The sequence below is a fragment of the Gemmiger sp. An194 genome (assembly GCF_002160145.1).
Classification (GTDB): domain Bacteria; phylum Bacillota; class Clostridia; order Oscillospirales; family Ruminococcaceae; genus Allofournierella.
In genome coordinates this window covers 16,527-34,940 of sequence record NZ_NFKA01000026.1, presented here as the reverse complement: position 1 = coordinate 34,940, position 18,414 = coordinate 16,527, and the positions used below count along the sequence as shown (strand labels likewise).

Genomic DNA, 18,414 nt, shown 5'->3' with positions numbered 1-18,414 from the left:
GCACCTTTAGGTGCTGCTGGAATAATGGCCCTTATAGGGCCGTTCTGCAAACCCCACGTTCAACGTGGGGTTATGATATAGGATATTTATATATTACATTATATATGGATATCGCCCCATGATTTGCACCTGTCGGTGAAGGCGCACTGCCTGAAAAAAGCGGAGTATAACCGGGCGCAGCAGCCGTGGAAAAAAGGGAAAAACAGCACAGGGCACCCTTCGGCAAAATATGCCCGGCGGCAGGGGATACAATCAGAATCAGACCCGGAAAACGGGGCCGGGTCATGCCCGAAAAACAGGCGGAAAAGCACCGGGGCCGGAAGAAAAGCGGAGGCGTTTTAGCAAATTGCAGCGGCTTGCATGAGCGAGGAAAAATCCATAATCGGAATAAAAATTGTGGAAGCTGCACAAAATCCTGCCAGAGGATTCTGTGAGCGGCAGCGGGAATTTATGTTGTACAAAAGGAGGCGATATTGATACAATCGGTTTGAATCTTAAGAAATCTTAAGAAAAAAGCCGAAAAAGCGAGAATTTTAAAAGCAACAGTGAACGGTAAATATATTTCGGCGAAATTTGAAAGCATGCGGCAAAAAACGGCGGAGCTTTCCCGTTTGACGGCTCCGGTCCGCTTTTGCTACAATGCCACAAGTGCCCGGAACAGCCCGCATTTGCCGGCAAAGGCTTCGGGCCATCGAAAGCAGGGCGCGGTCTGGCCCCATGTTCCAGGCCGCCGGCGGGCCGTTTTGGCCCCCATTGCCCGCCAGCATGGAACGTTAGGAGATTGCATGATTACGATCATCAACAAATTGCGCCGCCTGGTTCTGGCGGTGCCGGTCAAGGTGTGGGCCTGCCTGATTACCGTGGGCTGCCTGGCGCTCACCCTGATCGGCCTGCATCAGGCGCTGCATCTGGTGCGCATCACCGATTCCGAGGGCGCGAGCGAGGTGGTTATGACCCACCTGGACGACCCGCAGCAGCTCATGCAGCTGAGCGGCATCGTGGCTGAGGAGGGCGACGATGTGCACTACACCGCCTACAAGGGCAATCAGGCCAGTCTGAGCATCCAGCGGGCGCTGGACCTCACCGTCACCGCGGACGGCCAGACCCACCAGCTGCGCCTGGTCAACGGCACCGTGAACGACGCACTGGCCGCCTGCGGCGTGGAGCTGGGTGAGCACGATTACACCGAGCCCAGCCTGCACACCGCCATTTCCGACGGCCTGAGCATCCAGGTACACCGGGTGGAATACCGGGACACCGTGGTGGAGGAATCCATCCCCTACGAGACCGAGTATGTGTACACCAGCTTGTTCTACAGGAACCGCAACCGGACCCAGCTGGTGCAGCAGGGGCACGAGGGCACCAACCAGATCACCCACCGCGAGCGCGTGGTGGACGGCGTGGTGGAATCCAGCCAGGTGATCAGCGTGGTGCAGACCGTGGCACCCCAGAACACCATCATCAAGGCCTATCAGGCAGGGGCGCCGGTTTCGCCGCTGGAAGGTCCTGAGGTGGTGGACGGCGTGCCCACCGGCTACACGGCGGTGTACACCGGCCGGGCCACCGGCTACAGTGCCAGCCGGGGCCGGGGCGCTTCCGGATTGGGCCTGTATTGCGGCACCGTTGCCGTGAACCCCGCCCTCATCCCGTACGGCACCAAGCTCTATATCACCAGCACCGACGGCAAGCTGGTTTACGGCTATGCCATCGCCACCGACACAGGCGCTTCGCTGCTGAACGGCAGCTGCCTGGTGGACCTGTTCTACGACAGCTTCTCCGAAGCGCTGATGAACGGTGTGCAGGAAGTGAACGTGTATGTGATGGGCTGAGGCCCGCAAAACCCAGTAACCCGTGCCGGGGAGGCCAGCGAAGCAGCTGGTTTCCCCGGCTTTCTTTTTTGCCGGAGCAATCCCGCCGCCGTGCCCCAAACCGGGCCGAATTTGCCCGTTTTGGGGCATTTTTGGCCTTTTTACCCGCTTTTTACCGCGTAGCGCCAAAAAGCGTCGTTTTTTGGCGTTTTATGGCTTGACAAACCTGTCCGGCGGGCATACACTAATTGAGGGCCGAAAGGCCCACTGCAAAAAATTCAATGCAAGGAGATGACAGCATGGACGGCGACCCCAGTAGATGTGTGGATCGTTTTATCAGCGGAACCGGCTTTGCTGCCTTACCCTGCATTCTGCGCTGAATTATGAGCGCGGAGCCTGCTTTTCGGGGGGCGGCTGTAATGCCGTGCGCCGCAAACACAGCCGGGAGAAGAACCGGTAAGTTTGAGAAAGCAGGTGTTTTTTTATGTTGAATATTTATCTGAGCGACAGCGGCCGTATGCTGGAGCAGGACCAGATCCTGCCCGGCTCCTGGATCAACCTGTGCGACCCCAACGAGAAGGAGATCGGCCGGGTCTGCGCCCAGCTGCATGTGGACCCGGACCTGGTTCGGGCCGCGCTGGACGAAGAGGAACGCAGCCGTATTGAAGTGGAGGACAACGGCCACATCCTCATCATCGTGGACACCCCCATCGTGCAGACCGAGGGCCACAGCTTTGTGTATTCCACCATTCCCTTCGGCATCGTGCTCACCGAGGATAACATCATCACTGTCTCTCTGAAGGAGACCGCGCTGCCCCGGGCCTTCATGGAGGGTCTGGTCAAGGCCTGCAGCACCAAGAAGCGCAAGCGCATGGCCCTGCAGATGCTCTATCGCAACGCCAGCCTGTTCCTGTTCTACCTGCGCCAGGTGGACAAGGCCAGCACCCGCGTGGAGAACGAGCTGCACAAGAGCATGAAGAACAAAGAGCTCATCCAGATGCTGGGCCTGGAGAAGAGCCTGGTGTACTTCTCCACCTCCCTGAAGGGCAACGAGATCGTTCTGGAGAAGCTGCTGCGCATGGATTTTGTGCGGGACTTCCCCGAGGATACCGATCTGCTGGAGGACGTAATCATCGAGAACAAGCAGGCCATGGAGATGAGCAGCATCTACCGGGACATTCTGTCCGGCACCATGGATGCCTTCGCCTCCGTGATCTCCAACAACCTGAACATCGTGATGAAGCTGCTGGCTGCCGTGACCATCATCCTCACGGTGCCCACCATCGTGTCCAGCCTGTGGGGCATGAACGTGCCGGTGCCCTTCGCCGAGAATCCCTTCGGCTTTGTGATCGTGGTGGTCATTGCCGTGCTGGCTACTCTGGGCGCAGGCTTTTTGGCCCGCTGGAAGAAGTGGCTGTAACCGAGAACGGTTTTCAAAAGTACAAACGCGCCCCGGCGATCTGCGGATCGCCGGGCGTTTTGTTTTTGCCAAAAGGTCCGGTCCGCCGTTGCGCAAACCGCCAAAGGCTGGTATAATGATACCATTGAAACTGCGCCGGGCCATGGGGCCGTTGCGCAGAGCAAGGAGCGAAGCAGTATGCAGATTTTTAACACCCTCACCCGCAAAAAAGAGGAGTTCATCCCGCAGAAGCCCGGCGAGTACCGCATCTATGTGTGCGGCCCCACCGTGTACAATTTCATCCACATCGGCAACGCCCGGCCCATGGTGGTGTTCGACACCCTGCGCCGGTATCTGGAGTACCAGGGCAATAAGGTGATCTACGTTTCCAACATCACCGACATTGACGACAAGCTGATTAAGAAGGGCCAGGAGGAAGGCGTGCCCATGCAGGAGGTCGCCCGCCGCTACGAGGCCGAGTATATCAAGGACAGCGAGGGCCTGAACGTGCTGGCACCCAGCGTGCGTCCCCGCGCCACCGAGCACATCGACGAGATCCTGGGCATCGTGGCCGACATCATCGAAAAGGGCTACGGCTATGTGGCCAAGAACGGCGACGTGTATTTCCGGGCCAGAAAGTTCAAGGAGTACGGCAAGCTGAGCCACCTGAACCTGGAGGACCTGGAGAGCGGCAACCGTGAGCTGCGCAGCCAGATGGACGACGACCTGAAGGAGGACCCGGCGGATTTCGCGGTCTGGAAGGCCGCCAAGCCCGGCGAGCCCGCCTGGGAAAGCCCCTACGGCCCCGGCCGGCCCGGCTGGCACATTGAGTGCAGCGCCATGGCCCGCAAGCATCTGGGCGAGACCATCGACCTGCACTGCGGTGGTCAGGACCTGATCTTCCCCCACCACGAGAACGAGATCGCCCAGTCCGAGTGCGCCAACGGCTGCACCTTCAGCCGCTACTGGATGCACAACGGCTTTTTGAACATCGACAACCACAAGATGAGCAAGAGCGCCAACAATTTCTTCACTGTGCGTGAGATTGCCGACGCTTACGGCTATGAGCCCATCCGTTACTTCCTGCTCACCGCGGGCTACCGCATGCCGCTGAACTACACCGTGGAGCTGATCCAGTCCTGCAAGTCCAGCCTGGAGCGGCTGTATACCTGCCGCGAGAATCTGGATTTCCTCATCAAGAACGCCGCCGAGACCGGCAGCGAGGTACTGGTGGAGAAGGCTGCCGCCGCCAAGGCCAAGTTCAACACCGCCATGGACGACGATCTGAACACCCCGGATGCGCTGGCCGCCATCTTTGAGCTGGTGAAGGAGATCAACACCCTGGGCAAGGAGGCCTCCAAGGCTGCGCTGACCAATGCCGCTGAGGTGTTCGACGAGCTGACCGGCGTGCTGGGCCTGCTGTACAACCGCAAGACCAACGAGGTGCCTGCCGAGGTGATGGAGCTGGTGGAGCGCCGCGCCGCCGCCAAGAAGGCTAAGGACTGGGCCACCGCCGACGCTCTGCGCGCCCAGATCACCGAGATGGGCTGGCAGGTGGAAGACACCGCTCAGGGCCCCAAAGTGTCTAAAATTTCTTAAAATATCACATACTGGGCTCGCTCCCAAGCGGGGCGGCCCTGCGATCCGACGGTTTGCCGGGTGTGGTGAAGGCTTCACCGCATCCGGCTTTTTTGTGCCCTGTTTTTGTACTCTTGTTTCGTTTTCACAGGAAAACCACACCCTGCCCCTTGCAATGAGCAGGACGTTTTGACTATACTGAACATAAGAGTGTCCACAGTTTGGGTGGGCCATCCCCGCACGGTGCGGCCGTGCGTGTGAAAAGGAGAGAGATCATGGCAAACGCCAAACCACATGTTCGCCGGAGTGACCGGCGATTGCCCAACGGTCTGCTGGTGCTGCTGATCTGCGCCGCTGTGCTGCGCATCGGGCTGACCCTGGTCACCGAGGGCTATTCCACCGATGTGGCCTGCTTCACCGCCTGGGCGCAGCGCCTGGCGGATCTGGGCCCGGGCCAGTTCTATTCCCCGGAATATTTTGCGGATTATCCCCCCGGCTATATGCTGGTGCTCTGGGTGCTGGGCAGCCTGGGCAAGCTGCTGGGCATGGATGTGAGCGGCAAGGGCTTTGTGCTGCTGCTGAGCAGTGTACCCATCCTGTGTGATGTGGGCCTGACCGCTCTGATCTGGCACATCGCCCGCACCCATCTGAACGAAAAGCGGGCCATGCTCATCGCGGTGCTCGTCGCCTTCTGTCCGGCCTTTTTGTACGACACCGCCGTCTGGAAGCAGGTGGACAGCGTGCCTGCCCTCTGCCTGGTGGGGGTGTTCTGGCTGCTGAGCCGGAAAAAATATCTGCCCGCCGCCCTGCTGTACGGTCTGGCGCTGGCTCTGAAGCCCCAGGCTTTGCTGTTCGGGCCGGTGCTGGCGGTCTGCTTTGCGTTGCCTCTGTTCACCGGCCCTGTGGCCGAGCGGGGCAGGGTAGTGGTTCGCGCGGCGCTGGGAGCTGTTTTGTCTGTGGCGGTGGTGCTGGCCTTTGCACTGCCCTTCTGGGGTGACCAGCCCATGGACTGGCTGGTGGAAAAGTACACCGGAACCGTGGCCAGTTATCCCTATGCCAGCGTGAACGGCTTTAATCTGATCACCCTGCTGGGCGGCAACTGGATCGTGCAGACCGAGGGCGTGTTCGGCACGCCCATCACCTGGCAGATGCTGGGCACTGTGGGCATTCTGGTCGCCACCGTCGCCATGCTGTATCTGGCCTGGATCAGTGTGCGCAGCGGCCGGTTCTGCCCCATGCTGCTGGCGGGCTTTTACGGGGTTGCCATCTTCTGCTTGAGCCACCGGATGCACGAGCGGTATCTGATCCCGGCGCTGGCACTGCTGCTGGCGGCAGTGGCCCGCTGGGCGGACCGCAAGCTGCTGGCGGGCACCGCAGTGCTGAGCATGTCCACATTGCTCAATCTGGCGCTGGTGCTGGCTTCCAACGGCACCGAGGACCAGTTCCTCACCAGCGACACCGCCCGTGTGATGATCGCGGTGGTGAGCCTGGCCAACCTGGTGGGCACCGTGATGGTCTGGCTGGCCTGCCTGCGGCTGTGCCGCGGCGAAAAGATCTGTGCGCTGCAACCCTCCCCGGAGCCTGCCCTTACCGCGCCCGCACCCCAGCCCCGCTGGACCCGGCCGGAGCTGCTCTGGCTGCTGGCGGGCACTGTGCTGGTGGGAGTGGTAAGCCTGATGAATCTGGGTGACTTCACCGCGCCTCAGAACCCGGAGGTGGTGCAGGGGACCAAGACCTACACCGTACAGGTGGAGGGCGAGGCCTCCAGCCTGTGGATCTATCCCCAGATCAACTGGAGCGGTCAGCTCACCGTGACCGACAGTCGGGGCACCGAGCTGGTGAACCAGGCGCTGGACTACGGCAACGTGTTCCATTGGCTGTCGCTGCCGGTTACCGACAGCGAGACCTACACCATCACCCTCACCGATGCCAGCCTGATGGAGCTGGCCTTCAAGAACGACGCGGGCGAATGCCTGGCCGTGACCGGCGAGAGCGGGGCACTGTTCGACGAGCAGAATCTGGTGCCGGACACCATCAGCTACAAAAACAGCATGTATTTTGACGAGATCTACCACGGCCGCACCGCCTACGAGCATCTGCATGGTATGCCGGTGTACGAGACCACCCACCCGCCGCTGGGCAAGGTGTTCATCATGCTGGGCATCGCGGTGTTCGGCATGACCGGCTTCGGCTGGCGTGTGGCGGGCGCGCTGTTCGGCATCGCGCTGGTGCCGGTGCTGTATCTCTTTGTGCGGCGGCTTACCCGGTCGCCCCGGTGGGCGGGTTTTGCGGCCCTTCTGGCCGGGCTGGATCTGATGCGCTATGCCCAGAGCCGGATTGCCACCATCGACATCTACGGTACCTTCTTTATCCTGCTGGGAGCCTATTTCATGCTCTGGTACTGCCAGAGCGTGCTGACCAAAGGTGTGGATAACAGCATCCTGCCCATGGCCCTGGCTGGTGTTTCCTTCGGCCTGGGCGCGGCCAGCAAGTGGACCGGCATCTATGCCGGGGCCGGGCTGGCGGTGCTGTATTTCGGCGTGCTGTGGGCCCGCTGGCGGCAGAAGAAGCCGGGCTTCAGCAGGGAGCTGGCCATTGCCCTGATGGGCGGTGTGCTCTTCTTCGTGCTGATTCCGCTGATGATTTACGTGCTGGCTTATCTGCCCTACTGGTGGCGGGAAGGCGGCTTCAGCCTGGGCGAGTGGTGGCAGTGTCAGCTGACCATGTTCAACTACCACAGTCAGCTCAAGAGCACCCATCCCTATGAATCCAACTGGTATACCTGGCCATTGTTATTACGCCCTGTATGGTATTATTCTGCCAGCGGGCTGCCTGCGGGGATGCGGGGGACCATTGCGGGCATGGGCAATCCCATCGTATGGTGGGCGGCGCTGGCCGGGCTGTGCGCGTTGGTCTGGCGGCAGATCAGCGGGCGGGCATGCCGGGCGCAGGGAAGTGTGCTGGTGCTGTATCTGGCGCAGCTGCTGCCCTGGGTACTGGTGACCCGGTGCACCTTCCTGTACCATTATTTCCCCAGCCTGTGGTTTGCGGTGGCGGGGCTTGCCCTGATGCTGTCCAAGCTGGACCATGACCGGCCGCAGCTTGCGCGGAGAATCGCCCTGTGCGTTCTGATTGCGGCGGCAGCGGTGTTCCTCTGGTTCTACCCGGCGGTGACCGGCATCTCGGTATCCGAAACCTGGATCGCCTCCGCCCGCTGGCTCCCCTCCTGGTTTTTTTAACGACTCGACCGGTAACTGAGTGCGGGACGTTTACGGGTACGCACCGGATTTTCCTCAGCGAAATACGCAAACTGCCTTTTTGATGGACTCGACCGTTAGCGGGGTGCGGTACACTTACGGGTACGCATCGGATTTTCCTCAGCAACGTACGCCAGCACCCATTTGGCGGACTCGACCGGCAGCGGGGGGCGGTACGCTTACGGGTACGCGAACACCCATTTATGGACTCGACCGGGGCAGGCTGATTGCAGTGTAGTTTACCCGGATTTTCGTCGAAAAGCCCGGATAAACCTTTGTTTTGACCCTGGAAAGCCCGGTTCCTCCTGTGCTATCATATAAACTGGAACAAATAGAAAACCGACGGCGTATGGCTTTTATTTTGCCATGCGCCGCCGGTTTTTTTTCTGCCCGTTTGTTCCCGGAAATTTCAACAGAACCAAAGGAGGAAAACACCCATGCGTTCCATGCCGAAAACCCTGTGCCCGCTGCGTCACTTCCATGTTACGAATTTGAAAGATGGAAACGACAGTTTCGAGCCTTCCATGCACCGGATGCAGCATTTGAAAGTGACGAAACCGGAAGAGCAATATAAGATACCCAAAAAGATATCCAAGAAGATATACACACACAAAGAAGCACCCCGCCCAAAAAGGCGAGGTGCAGTTGCGCGAGTTTTAAACACTAAAAGTAATTTTTGTTTTTAATTCAATGAACTGGATTGCAATCTTGGCGGGGAAGAAAGGGATTTTGTTTCAAACCCTTGGAACACGGCAAAGAACCGGTCGAGTCCGTCAAGGGCAGTTGGCATCCTTTCGCGGAGGTTTACCCGGTATATATCGGGTACCGCACCCCGCCAACGGTCGGGTCCGCCAAATGGGTGCTGGCGTACGTTGCTGAGGAAAATCCGGTGCGTACCCGTAAGCGTACCGCACCCCGCCAACGGTCGGGTCCGCCAAATGGGTGCTGGCGTACGTTGCTGAGGAAAATCCGGTGCGTATCCAGAAGCGTACCGCACCCCGTTACCGGTCGAGTCCGCTAAAAAGAAGATTTGATTACTTTGAGGCGGGAGAAATCTTCCCGTTCTTTTTCTTCCAGCACTTCGGTGATGTACTTGATGTTGGAATTGAACTGCGGAATCATGATGTTGCTCAGGGCGTTGGCCCGCTTCTGGGTCTTCTGAATGGCCTGTGCCAAGCGGTATACACTGCTTTCCACCTCGGCCAGCTCCACCGTGAGCCGCTTCACCTGGCAGAACTTGCGGTATGCCTCGTCCAGCTGACTGTTGGTCCCGCCCAGACCGTAATACAGGCTCTGGGGCGCGGTCTCCTCCAGCTTTACCATGGGCAGCTCCACGCCCATCACACTGCGCCAGTCCAGCGAAAGCCCGTTTTCCACCGGTACCGTGTGAGCAAAGCTCGATACCACGCCCAGCGTCACATTGGCCAGCTGCAGGGCAGCGTATGCCTCCGCATAGGCCGCGGCGATCTGGTCCTGAATGGCGGCGGCCCGGTCGATGAGCTGCATCATCTCGCGTACCAGAATGTTGCGCTTGCGGTCCATCAGTTCGTAGCCCTGGCTGGCCAGCGCAAGGCTCTTCTGCTGTGCCATCAGATTGCTTTTTGTGGGGAATATCTGCTGCGCCAAAACAAGGCCTCCTTTCTGGGTGTATCTGCCCGGTTACTCGGCGTCGTTGTGGAAAGCCCGGCGCACCCCCAGCTCCCGCTGCTTGGGGTCGGTTTTGGGCTTGTAGTAGTGGTCCAGCAATACCTGGTCCACACGGTCCAGCTCCTCTTTGGGCAGCATGCTCAGCAGCTCCCAGCCAAGATCCAGCGTCTCCTCGATGGTCCGGCTGGTGTTGCCCTGACCCACGAACTTTTCCTCAAAGGCGCGGCCGAACTCCATCACCCGCTTGTCGCTGGGCGAAAGCTCTTCCTCACCGATGACGCTGGCCAGCGCCTTTGCGTCCTGTACTCGGGCATAGGTGGCGAACAGCTGGTTGGCCAGCGGGTTGTGGTCCTCGCGGGTGTAGCCCTTGCCGATGCCGTCCTTCATCAGACGGGACAGGCTGGGCAGCACGCTGATGGGCGGATACACGCCGGTGGCGTCCAGATTGCGGTCCAGCACGATCTGGCCCTCGGTGATGTATCCGGTCAGGTCCGGAATGGGATGGGTAATGTCGTCGTTGGGCATGGTCAGAATGGGGATCTGGGTCACGGAACCCTTCTTGCCCTTCACGATGCCCGCCCGCTCGTACAGGCTGGCCAGATCGGAATACAGGTAGCCGGGGTAGCCCTTACGGCCGGGGATCTCGCCCTTGGAGGAGGAGAACTCCCGCAGGGCCTCACAGTAGCTGGTCATGTCGGTGAGGATGACCAGAATGTTCTTGCCCAGATCAAAGGCCAGATACTCGGCGATGGTCAGCGCCGCCTTGGGTGTGATGATGCGTTCCACGATGGGGTCGCCCGCCAGATTCAGCAGCATGACCACCCGGTCCATTACGTTGGCGGCCTCGAAGGAGCTCTTGAAATAATCCGCCACATCGTTCTTCACGCCCATGGCCGCGAACACGATGGCGAAATCCTCGCCGTCGGATACGTTTGCCTGCTTTACGATCTGCACCGCCAGCTCGTTGTGGCGCATGCCGGACCCGGAAAAGATGGGCAGCTTCTGGCCGCGGATCAGGGTGGTCAGCGCGTCAATGGCGGAAATGCCGGTGCAGATGTAGTTGCGGGGATAGACCCGGCTCACCGGGTTGATGGGCGCGCCGTTCACGTCCCGGCGGCATTCCGGGTAGATGGCGCCCAGGCCGTCGATGGGGCGGCCCAGACCGTCCAGCGTGCGGCCCAGCAGCTCCGGGCTCAGGTCCACCTGCATGGGATGGCCGGTCAGGGTGGTGCGGGTGTTGGAAAGCGAGAACCCGGTGGTTCCCTCGAACACCTGAATCACGCATTTCTCGCCCTCGATCATCACGATGCGGCCGATGCGCTGGCTGCCGTCGTCAAGGCGCAGCACCACCATCTCGTCGTAGCTGGCGTTTTTCACCCCATCCAGAATCACCAGCGAGCCGTTGATCTGGCTGAGGCCCACATACTCTAAGAGCATGGTACAAATCTCTCCTTTCCGGCGCCGGTCACGGGCGCATGAGTTCGCCGATCTTCTGGTCGATCTCGGCGGTATAATCGTCGAAAAGCTCCAGGTGGTCGTTGGGGATGTCGTACTTCATCTTGACCAGCTTGTCGAACAGGCCGGTGCGCAGCACCCGGCTCATGGGCACCTGCTTTGCCACCAGCACCTGGCTCTTTTCGTACAGATGCAGGATCACCCGCATCATTTTTAGCTGCTTTTCCAGGCTCACATAGGTGTCCTGGTCGTGGAAGAAGTTCTGCTGCAAAAAGCCCACGCGGATGACGCGGGCGATCTCGATGATCAGCTTCTGGTCATCCGGCAGCACATCGGAGCCGATCAGCTTCACGATCTCCATCAGGCTGGTCTCCTGCAAAAGCAGACCGGCAATGCGCTCCCGGCACTGCATGAAGTCCGGGCCCACGTTGTCGTAGTACCAGGGGGACAGATCCCCCAGATACTCGCTGTAGCTGGTGTTCCAGTTGATGGCCGGGTAATGGCGGGCGTAGGCCAGCGCCTTGTCCAGCGCCCAGAAGCAGCGGGTGAACCGCTTGGTGTTCTGGGTCACCGGCTCCGAGAAGTCGGAGCCCTGGGGGCTGACCGCGCCGATTACCGTTACAGAGCCCTCCTGGCCGCACAGCGCCTGAGCATAGCCCGCGCGCTCGTAGAACTGGGCCAGACGGCTGGGCAGGTAGGCGGGGTAGCCCTCGTCGGCGGGCATTTCCTCCAGACGGCCGCTGATCTCGCGCAGGGCCTCGGCCCAGCGGGAGGTGGAGTCCGCCATCATGGCGGCATGGTAGCCCATGTCCCGGTAGTATTCCGCCAGGGTGATGCCGGTGTAGATGGATGCCTCACGGGCGGCCACCGGCATGTTGGAGGTGTTGGCGATCAGCACGGTGCGGTCGGTCAGCGGACGGCCGGTCTTGGGGTCGATCAGCTCGCTGAATTCGGTCAGCGCCTGGGTCATCTCGTTGCCGCGTTCGCCGCAGCCCACGTAGATGATGATGTCTGCGTCACACCATTTGGCCAGCTGATGCTGGGTCATGGTCTTGCCGGTGCCGAAGCCGCCGGGAATGGCCGCCGCGCCGCCTTTGGCGATGGGGAACATGGTGTCCACCACCCGCATGCCGGTGATCAGCGGCCGCTGGGCGGGCATCCGGCGAGAGACAGGGCGGGGGATTCGGATGGGCCATTTCTGGCACAGGGTCAGTACCCGCTCGTTGCCCCGGTCGTCGGTGAGCTTGACCACCGTGTCGTTCACGGTGTAGCTGCCGTTTTCGGCCACCCAGGTCACGGTGCCGGATACATTGGGCGGCACCATGCACCGGTGCTCAATGGCGGGGGTCTCGGGACAGGTGGCGTAAATCCGGCCGGGGGTGAGCCGGTCGCCGGGCTTTGCCAGCACGGTCACGTCCCAGCGGGCGGTCTCGTCCAGCGCGGGGGCAGAGCAGCCGCGGCCGATGAAGGCGCCGCTCAGCTCCTCCAGAGCGGGCAGCGGGCGCTGGATGCCGTCGTAGATGTTGCGCAGGATGCCGGGGCCAAGGGTCACGGCCAGCGCGCCGCCGGTGGAATACACCGGCTCGCCGGGGGCAAGGCCGCCGGTCTCCTCGTATACCTGGATGGTGGCGGCGTCCTCGCTCAGGCGGATCACCTCGCCCACCAGCCGGGCCTTGCCCACATACACCATCTCCATCATGGAAAACCCGGTTTTGCCCCGCACGGTCACAACCGGGCCGTTGATGCTATAGATGCGATTTTCTGCCAATTCCCTTCACCTCACAACTGTTCCAGCGCGATGGACATGCCGCAGGAGCGCAAAAACCAGTCCTTCTGGTTCTCCATGCGCATGTCCAGCGTGTCGTCCGCCTCGGTGCTGCCCGCGCGGGCGCGCAGCCCGCCCAGACGGATGGTGCCGTCTGCCTCCACGGTGCAGCCGGCGGGCAGGTTCTGCCGGGCTAGCTCCAGGTCCTGGGGCCGGGCGAAGAACTGGGCGGTGTCGCACCGCAGCAGTGTCAGCAGCCCGGCGGCGTTCTGCTTCAGAAACGGCCCGTAGTCCGGGCTGCTCACGAAGGCTTCGATCTCTTTTTCGCAGGCCGAGAACACCTCGTCCGCGATCTGGCCCCGGCGGCGGGCAAGCTCCGCCCCGGCGTCCAGCACGCTCTGCGAAAGCAGCCGGTTGGCGTTTTCGGTGGCGCGCTGGGTTTCGTATTCCTCCATGCGGGCGGCCTTTTTTTCCGCTTCGGTCCGCTTCTTTTCCAGCTCGGCGGCGGTTTCGGCGTCAATGGCCTTCACGATCTCGCTGCGCCGGTGCTCGGCGTCCCGCTGGATGGCCTGCAGAAACTGCGCGGCCCGCTCGTTTTCGTCGATCATGGCTTACACCTCTTTTGGTTGGTTTGCGGTCATCGGGTTAAATTTTTACGCCGATGGCCTCCCGCACATAGCGGGTGATGCGATCCTTGCCCAGGGCCGAGCCGTGCCGGTCCGGAATGGCCAGGATCAGCGGGGCGTCCGGGGCTTGCTTTGCCTCGTTCACGATGGCCTCGAAATCGTCGGCGATCTTTTCCGTCACCAGAATCATGCCCACGTCCGGCTGGGCCAGCGCATAGTCCAGGGCGGCGGTCACTTCGTCGGCCTGGTGGGCCACCACGCCCTCGATGCCCGCCAGCCGCATGCCGGTCTGGGTATCGGTATTGTCGCTGATCAGATAAAACCGCATGGTCTGCCCTCCCTTCGTTTGGAAGCCGCCGGGTCAGACCAGCTTGTTCAGGATCAGGATGGAGATAACCACGCCGTACAGCGCGATGGACTCGCCCAGAGCAACGAAGATCAGGCTCTTACCGAAGCTCTTGGGGTCCTCGCTGGCGGCGGCGATGGCGGCGGGAGCACCGGCGGCAACGGCCAGGCCGCCGCCGATGCCGGCCAGACCGGTAACCAGCGCGGCAGCCAGCAGGCCAAGGCCCATGCTCTCGTTGCTGGCGGCCTTCTCGGCGGCGGTCATCACGGCGGTGGTGGCGGCAGCGTCCTCAGCGCTGACTGCGAAGGCGAAGCAGCCGGCGATCAGCATCACAACCAGAAAGCAGCTCAGGTTGATGGCCAGGGTGCGCTTGACCGGCATACCGGCGGCGGAGCGCTTGGCCAGCCAGGCGGCGCAGCCCATGATCAGGGCCAGGGGCAGCAAAACGAGCAGAGCAGTGATTACGGGATTCATAGATCATTACCTCCAAATAACTATCTCAAAGGCGGCAGGCAATCAGCCCTGCTGCGCCTTCTTGGTCAGGTCCACGCCCCGGAAGGGGTGGCCGCCGCCCTCGTAGCAGCGGCTGAACATTTCGTAAAATTCAAGGCGCAGGCCCTGAATGCCGGAGAGCAGGCCCTCCAGTGCGATGATGAGGGCGTTGCCCAGCACCACCACGATCATGTTGGGCGGGTCGCCCGCCAGGCTGAAGATGGCCATCATCATGGCCGCGTGCACGAAGACGAAGGCGCCCACGCGCAGGAAGGATACCGTATTGCTGAAATAGCTCAGCACGTATTCCAGCAGTTCAAACACATTCTGCATGCAGTAGTCGGCCCAGCTGTCCGGCTTCCAGTGGGGATGATGATCCACCAGACCGATGAGCACCTCCTGGAAGAAAAGCACCACAAGGCCCGCCACCAGAATGGCCAGCGCCATGCCGCTCGGCAGGAAGACGGGGCCCTTCATGAAGCCGCTCACCAGCGAAACACCGGCGGCGTACACCAGCATGCCCACCAGGCCGTTGTTGGAGAAGATGGCCTCGCCCCAGTGCTTTTTGCGCACCGCCGCGTATACGTGCAGCAGCATGGCCAGGAAGACCATGGCCACGCCGATGAAGATGGCGCAGATCAGAATGGGGTTGATGGCGGCGGTGTCCAGCACCGAATGGGGAGCGCCGGGCCACCAGCTGATGGGCTTGCCGCTCCAGCCGAGAGCCTGGTACACCGGGTTCAGGGCCTCCTCGAAGCCGAAGACCGAGCCGAACAGAAAGCCGAACACCATGCTGGAGATGCCGCAGGGCACCACCAGCCGGGCCAGACCGATCTTTTTCCACTTCCAAAGGACAAAGCCGCCGATGGCCAGCACCGCGCCCTGGCCCAGGTCGCCGAACATGATGCCGAACAGCACCGTGAAGGTGATGGCCACAAAGGCGGTGATGTCCATCTCGCCGTAGCTGGGCAGGCCGTACATGTCCACGAACATCTCGAAGGGCCGCACGAACCAGGGGTTCTTCAAAAGGGTGGGCGGCGTGGATTCCTCCACCTCGCCCGGGTCGCTCACCGTGACCCGCATGTGGGGGATGGCCTTTGCCTTCTTCTCGAATTCCGGGGCCTTGTCGGCGGGCACCCAGCCCACGAAGAAGAAGTAGTTATCGCGGCAGGCGGCGTAGTGGCGCATATCAAATACGCTCTGGTGCCATTTCAGCTGGCGGTAGATGTCCGCCAGGGGCTTTTCCTCTTCGGCCCAGTAATCGGCGGTGCGCCGGGCCACATCCTCCAGTTTTTTGTCCAGCTCGGCCATCTGGGCATCCAGCTGGCTCACGATCTGGGCCGGGGTGCCGGTGGCGGCGGGCAGATGCAGCCGCTCGAAGAACAGGGTGGAGAAGATACCGTCAATCTCGTCAGCGGTCTCCCGGGGGGTGAAATACAGGCCCCAGTACCCGGCGGCCTCCTCGCCGCAGGTGACAAAGAGCACATGGGGGTTCTCGGCGTAGGCCACCGTCATGCGGGCGTAGCTGGCCTTGGGCAGAAAACCGAATCGGATCTTGATATACTCGCAGCCCAGAATGCTTTCCAGCGGCACATCCAGCCCGGAGAAGTGGGCGAACTGGTCCCGCTGCTGGGCCAGCTGGTTTTTCTGTTCCACCAGTGCATCCCGCTCGGCGGCCAGGTCCTGCAGCTGCCGGGCCACCTGATGCACCAGCTCCAGCTCCTCGCCCCGGATGTGGCGGGGCTTGCCGGTGACGGCGGGCAGCTCGGTCTGCCCGGCCAGCCGGAACAGGTCTTCCATCTGCTGCACGTCCGGGGTGTAGGGGTTGTCCTCGCTGAGGGTCACATAGCCCAGCGAGCCGGACATGTGCTGCACCGCGGGCTCCGGGTGGAAATCGCCGTTCAGGCAGCAGGCTGCGATCAGCTCGTCCAGCTGGGGCAGCAGCCCGTCCACCCGAACCAGCTTCATTTTTTCAATGGCCAAGGTGTTCTCATCTCACTTTCCTTCGCTTCTTGCTGTTTCCTGCTCCCAGGCCCGGCGGGCCAGCACCCGGTCCGGCAGCAGATCCAGCTGGCCCAGACCCCGGCAGGCGGCTTCAAAAGCCGCCAGATCCGGCTGGCGCAGCCATACGCAGTAAAAGAATCGCTCGCCGCGCACCGCGGCGCACCGGCGCAGCTCCTCCACCCGGGCCCTTCGGCAGGCCAGGGCGTAAAGGGGAGCGGCCCAGGGCTTTGCCTGCTGCCACAAGGCGGCCCGGTGGTCCAGCGCGGCGGCTTTTTCGGCCTCCAGCAGCCGGATGTTCCGGTCAAGATTTTCCACGATCTGAGCGGGCGTGCCCGCCGCACCCGGCAGATGCACCGGCTCGAACCGCAGCTCGGCCAGCACGCCGTCCATGCGGGCGGCCTCCACCATGGGGGTCAGGCAGACGCCCCAGCATCCTTGTTCGTTCTGTCCGCAGGGCAAAAACAGCAGGCAGTCCTTGGAATAATTCCGCTGCAGCATCTCCAGCCCCCGCTGGGGCATGCAGCCGAAGCGCACCTGCACGAAGCGGCATTGCTCCAGCTGGTCCACCGGCACCTCCAGCCCGGAAAACTGGCGGAACTGTTCGCTGCCGGTGCGGCAGAGGATGAGCTGGTCGTTCAACAGCTTCAGATCCGCGTCGCTCTCGGCCAGCTGGTGCTCCAGCTCCTCCAGCAATTGGCGCTGCCGGGGCGAGAATTCCTCGCAGGGGTGGGTCAGGGGAAGAGAATCCTCCCCGGCGGCCGCCTCCAGCCGGGCCACCAGAGCGGACCATTCGCCGCTGGTTTCCGGTGCGGCGTAGCCCGCCGCCGGATTCATGTTGTCCAGCGCCCGGGCGGTATGCACCGTGCCCTGGTCCAGGCAGCAGCGCTCGAGAAAATCCGTCAGTCGGCCGATGGGTCCGTTCACCCAGACCAGCTGCATTTTCGGTTCAAATAACATCGCTCGGCACCTCCCCTCAATCGCCCACGCCCACCAGCAGGGGGGCGATCTTTTCCGGCGGCAGGTGATAGCGGACACCCTCGATGATGTGGGTCAGGTTGGTCAGCTCGTTTTCCGCCAGAAAGATGTAGCAGAACAGCACCACGCTGGGGTCGGTGGAAAAGCGCAGCTTTTTCAGATGCCAGCGGTAGTCCAGCCGCTGCACCGCGTCCTCCACGCGGGTGAAGGAGGAGCCGAAGAACTCCCGGGCATAAGGGGTGCGGGCCAGCCGGTGCACAAAGTCCTCGCAGTCCGCCGCGTCCATCAAATAGAGCAGCTGCTTCTGGCTCATGTTGCTGTAGCCCACCGCCAGCCGGGGCAACAGATACGCTCGGTCGGCACCGATCATCTGCTTGAGCCGGTACATGTAGACGATGGCGGCCAGGTCGCTCTTGCGGCGCAGCAGGTAGTCCATGTCCTTTTTGGCGGCTCCATGCAGCTTTTTGGCCACCAGCTCCTCCATGGTGTTGTAGATCAGCTGATCCAGCGCGGCCTGTACCTGCAAAACGCCGTCCTTATCCAGCACAAAGCCCGCCTTTTCGCAGAAGCTCATGAGGATGGGATGGTAAACCGTGCCCTCCACCACAGCGGTGAGGCTGGCCAGGTCCCGGGCGGAGGCCAGGGCGGCAGCGTCCAGCTTGGAATGGCGGCGGATGAATTCCGGCATCTGATACAGCCGCAGCGTCTCGCTGCCGGGGGCGGCCAGCTCCTGCAGACGGTTGGCAAGCGCCCGAACCTCCGCCTTTAGAATAAAGTAGCGGTAAAAATCGTGGCCGATGTTCATCTCGTACCGGCACAAGGCCGCGTACTGGTCGAACAGATTCTGCCGCAGCCGGACCTCCAGCTCCGCCCGGCGTACCCGGGTGGGGTCCGCGCCCTCCAGCGCGCGGGCATAGGCGGTGCGGCTTTTTAAATAGGTGATCACCTCCGGCAGATCCCGGCAGTTCATCAGCTGCTGGTAGTCCTGCCCGGTGAGGCGGCGGCCGTAAAGCGCGCGGCTTTTGGCCAGAATGGCATTGGAGGCCTGCGTGTTGCCCATGG

General features: G+C 61.8%; 14 protein-coding genes. 5 read left to right on the top strand and 9 right to left on the bottom strand.

The window, feature by feature from the left end; all coding sequences use genetic code 11:
- Nucleotides 1–785: 785 nt before the first annotated feature.
- The 5 genes from B5F28_RS13125 (at nt 786) to B5F28_RS13105 (ending at nt 8,728) form a co-directional block, all read left to right on the top strand.
- On the top strand, nt 786–1,829 hold the full coding sequence (locus tag B5F28_RS13125) for a 3D domain-containing protein (RefSeq protein ID WP_087296310.1): 1,044 nt from the start codon (nt 786–788) through the stop codon (nt 1,827–1,829).
- A 463-nt stretch (nt 1,830–2,292) separates the two neighbouring features.
- Nucleotides 2,293–3,228 carry a magnesium transporter CorA family protein gene (locus B5F28_RS13120; protein WP_087296309.1) on the top strand — a complete coding sequence of 312 codons (936 nt, stop codon included), beginning with the start codon at nt 2,293–2,295 and terminating at the stop codon, nt 3,226–3,228.
- A gap of 177 nt (nt 3,229–3,405) precedes the next feature.
- Complete coding sequence (gene cysS, locus B5F28_RS13115) at nt 3,406–4,806, top strand: cysteine--tRNA ligase (protein ID WP_087296308.1); 1,401 nt, start codon at nt 3,406–3,408, stop codon at nt 4,804–4,806.
- Nucleotides 4,807–5,060: 254 nt separating this feature from the next.
- Complete coding sequence (locus tag B5F28_RS13110; RefSeq protein ID WP_087296307.1) at nt 5,061–8,024, top strand: phospholipid carrier-dependent glycosyltransferase; 2,964 nt, start codon at nt 5,061–5,063, stop codon at nt 8,022–8,024.
- A 455-nt stretch (nt 8,025–8,479) separates the two neighbouring features.
- Complete coding sequence (locus tag B5F28_RS13105; protein ID WP_087296306.1) at nt 8,480–8,728, top strand: hypothetical protein; 249 nt, start codon at nt 8,480–8,482, stop codon at nt 8,726–8,728.
- 331 nt (nt 8,729–9,059) lie between these two features.
- Here the strand turns inward: B5F28_RS13105 and B5F28_RS13100 are convergent, their stop codons facing one another.
- The 9 genes from B5F28_RS13100 to B5F28_RS13060 are packed head-to-tail and all read right to left on the bottom strand — an operon-like array spanning nt 9,060 to nt 18,412.
- Nucleotides 9,060–9,668, bottom strand: coding sequence for a V-type ATP synthase subunit D (locus B5F28_RS13100; protein WP_164474894.1), 609 nt, complete (start codon nt 9,666–9,668; stop codon nt 9,060–9,062).
- A 33-nt stretch (nt 9,669–9,701) separates the two neighbouring features.
- Nucleotides 9,702–11,126, bottom strand: coding sequence for a V-type ATP synthase subunit B (locus tag B5F28_RS13095; protein ID WP_087296305.1), 1,425 nt, complete (start codon nt 11,124–11,126; stop codon nt 9,702–9,704).
- A 28-nt stretch (nt 11,127–11,154) separates the two neighbouring features.
- Nucleotides 11,155–12,912, bottom strand: coding sequence for a V-type ATP synthase subunit A (locus B5F28_RS13090; RefSeq protein ID WP_087296304.1), 1,758 nt, complete (start codon nt 12,910–12,912; stop codon nt 11,155–11,157).
- Nucleotides 12,913–12,923: 11 nt separating this feature from the next.
- The gene (locus B5F28_RS13085) at nt 12,924–13,517 is read right to left on the bottom strand and encodes a V-type ATP synthase subunit E (protein WP_087183257.1); all 594 of its coding nucleotides are present in this window, start codon (nt 13,515–13,517) and stop codon (nt 12,924–12,926) included.
- Nucleotides 13,518–13,554: 37 nt separating this feature from the next.
- Entirely contained in the window at nt 13,555–13,863 is a 309-nt protein-coding gene (locus B5F28_RS13080; protein WP_087180443.1) for a V-type ATP synthase subunit F, read from the bottom strand.
- Nucleotides 13,864–13,896: 33 nt separating this feature from the next.
- The gene (locus B5F28_RS13075; RefSeq protein WP_164474893.1) at nt 13,897–14,355 is read right to left on the bottom strand and encodes an ATP synthase subunit C; all 459 of its coding nucleotides are present in this window, start codon (nt 14,353–14,355) and stop codon (nt 13,897–13,899) included.
- Between the two features lie 42 nt (nt 14,356–14,397).
- On the bottom strand, nt 14,398–16,356 hold the full coding sequence (locus tag B5F28_RS13070; RefSeq protein WP_087296303.1) for a V-type ATP synthase subunit I: 1,959 nt from the start codon (nt 16,354–16,356) through the stop codon (nt 14,398–14,400).
- A 12-nt stretch (nt 16,357–16,368) separates the two neighbouring features.
- A complete protein-coding gene (locus tag B5F28_RS13065; protein WP_087296302.1) occupies nt 16,369–17,334 on the bottom strand; it encodes a V-type ATP synthase subunit I domain-containing protein in 966 nt (321 codons plus the stop codon).
- Between the two features lie 16 nt (nt 17,335–17,350).
- Nucleotides 17,351–18,412 carry a V0D/AC39 family V-type ATPase subunit gene (locus B5F28_RS13060; RefSeq protein ID WP_087296301.1) on the bottom strand — a complete coding sequence of 354 codons (1,062 nt, stop codon included), beginning with the start codon at nt 18,410–18,412 and terminating at the stop codon, nt 17,351–17,353.
- Nucleotides 18,413–18,414 lie beyond the last annotated feature (2 nt).

What these genes read in the sequence shown, in the direction of transcription:
- B5F28_RS13125 (WP_087296310.1), top strand. Translation starts at nt 786, where the DNA reads ATGATTACGATCATCAACAAATTGCGCCGCCTGGTTCTGGCGGTGCCG.
- B5F28_RS13120 (WP_087296309.1), top strand. Translation starts at nt 2,293, where the DNA reads ATGTTGAATATTTATCTGAGCGACAGCGGCCGTATGCTGGAGCAGGAC.
- cysS (WP_087296308.1), top strand. Translation starts at nt 3,406, where the DNA reads ATGCAGATTTTTAACACCCTCACCCGCAAAAAAGAGGAGTTCATCCCG.
- B5F28_RS13110 (WP_087296307.1), top strand. Translation starts at nt 5,061, where the DNA reads ATGGCAAACGCCAAACCACATGTTCGCCGGAGTGACCGGCGATTGCCC.
- B5F28_RS13105 (WP_087296306.1), top strand. Translation starts at nt 8,480, where the DNA reads ATGCGTTCCATGCCGAAAACCCTGTGCCCGCTGCGTCACTTCCATGTT.
- B5F28_RS13095 (WP_087296305.1), bottom strand. Translation starts at nt 11,126, where the DNA reads ATGCTCTTAGAGTATGTGGGCCTCAGCCAGATCAACGGCTCGCTGGTG.
- B5F28_RS13085 (WP_087183257.1), bottom strand. Translation starts at nt 13,517, where the DNA reads ATGATCGACGAAAACGAGCGGGCCGCGCAGTTTCTGCAGGCCATCCAG.
- B5F28_RS13080 (WP_087180443.1), bottom strand. Translation starts at nt 13,863, where the DNA reads ATGCGGTTTTATCTGATCAGCGACAATACCGATACCCAGACCGGCATG.
- B5F28_RS13075 (WP_164474893.1), bottom strand. Translation starts at nt 14,355, where the DNA reads ATGAATCCCGTAATCACTGCTCTGCTCGTTTTGCTGCCCCTGGCCCTG.
- B5F28_RS13065 (WP_087296302.1), bottom strand. Translation starts at nt 17,334, where the DNA reads ATGTTATTTGAACCGAAAATGCAGCTGGTCTGGGTGAACGGACCCATC.
- B5F28_RS13060 (WP_087296301.1), bottom strand. Translation starts at nt 18,412, where the DNA reads ATGGGCAACACGCAGGCCTCCAATGCCATTCTGGCCAAAAGCCGCGCG.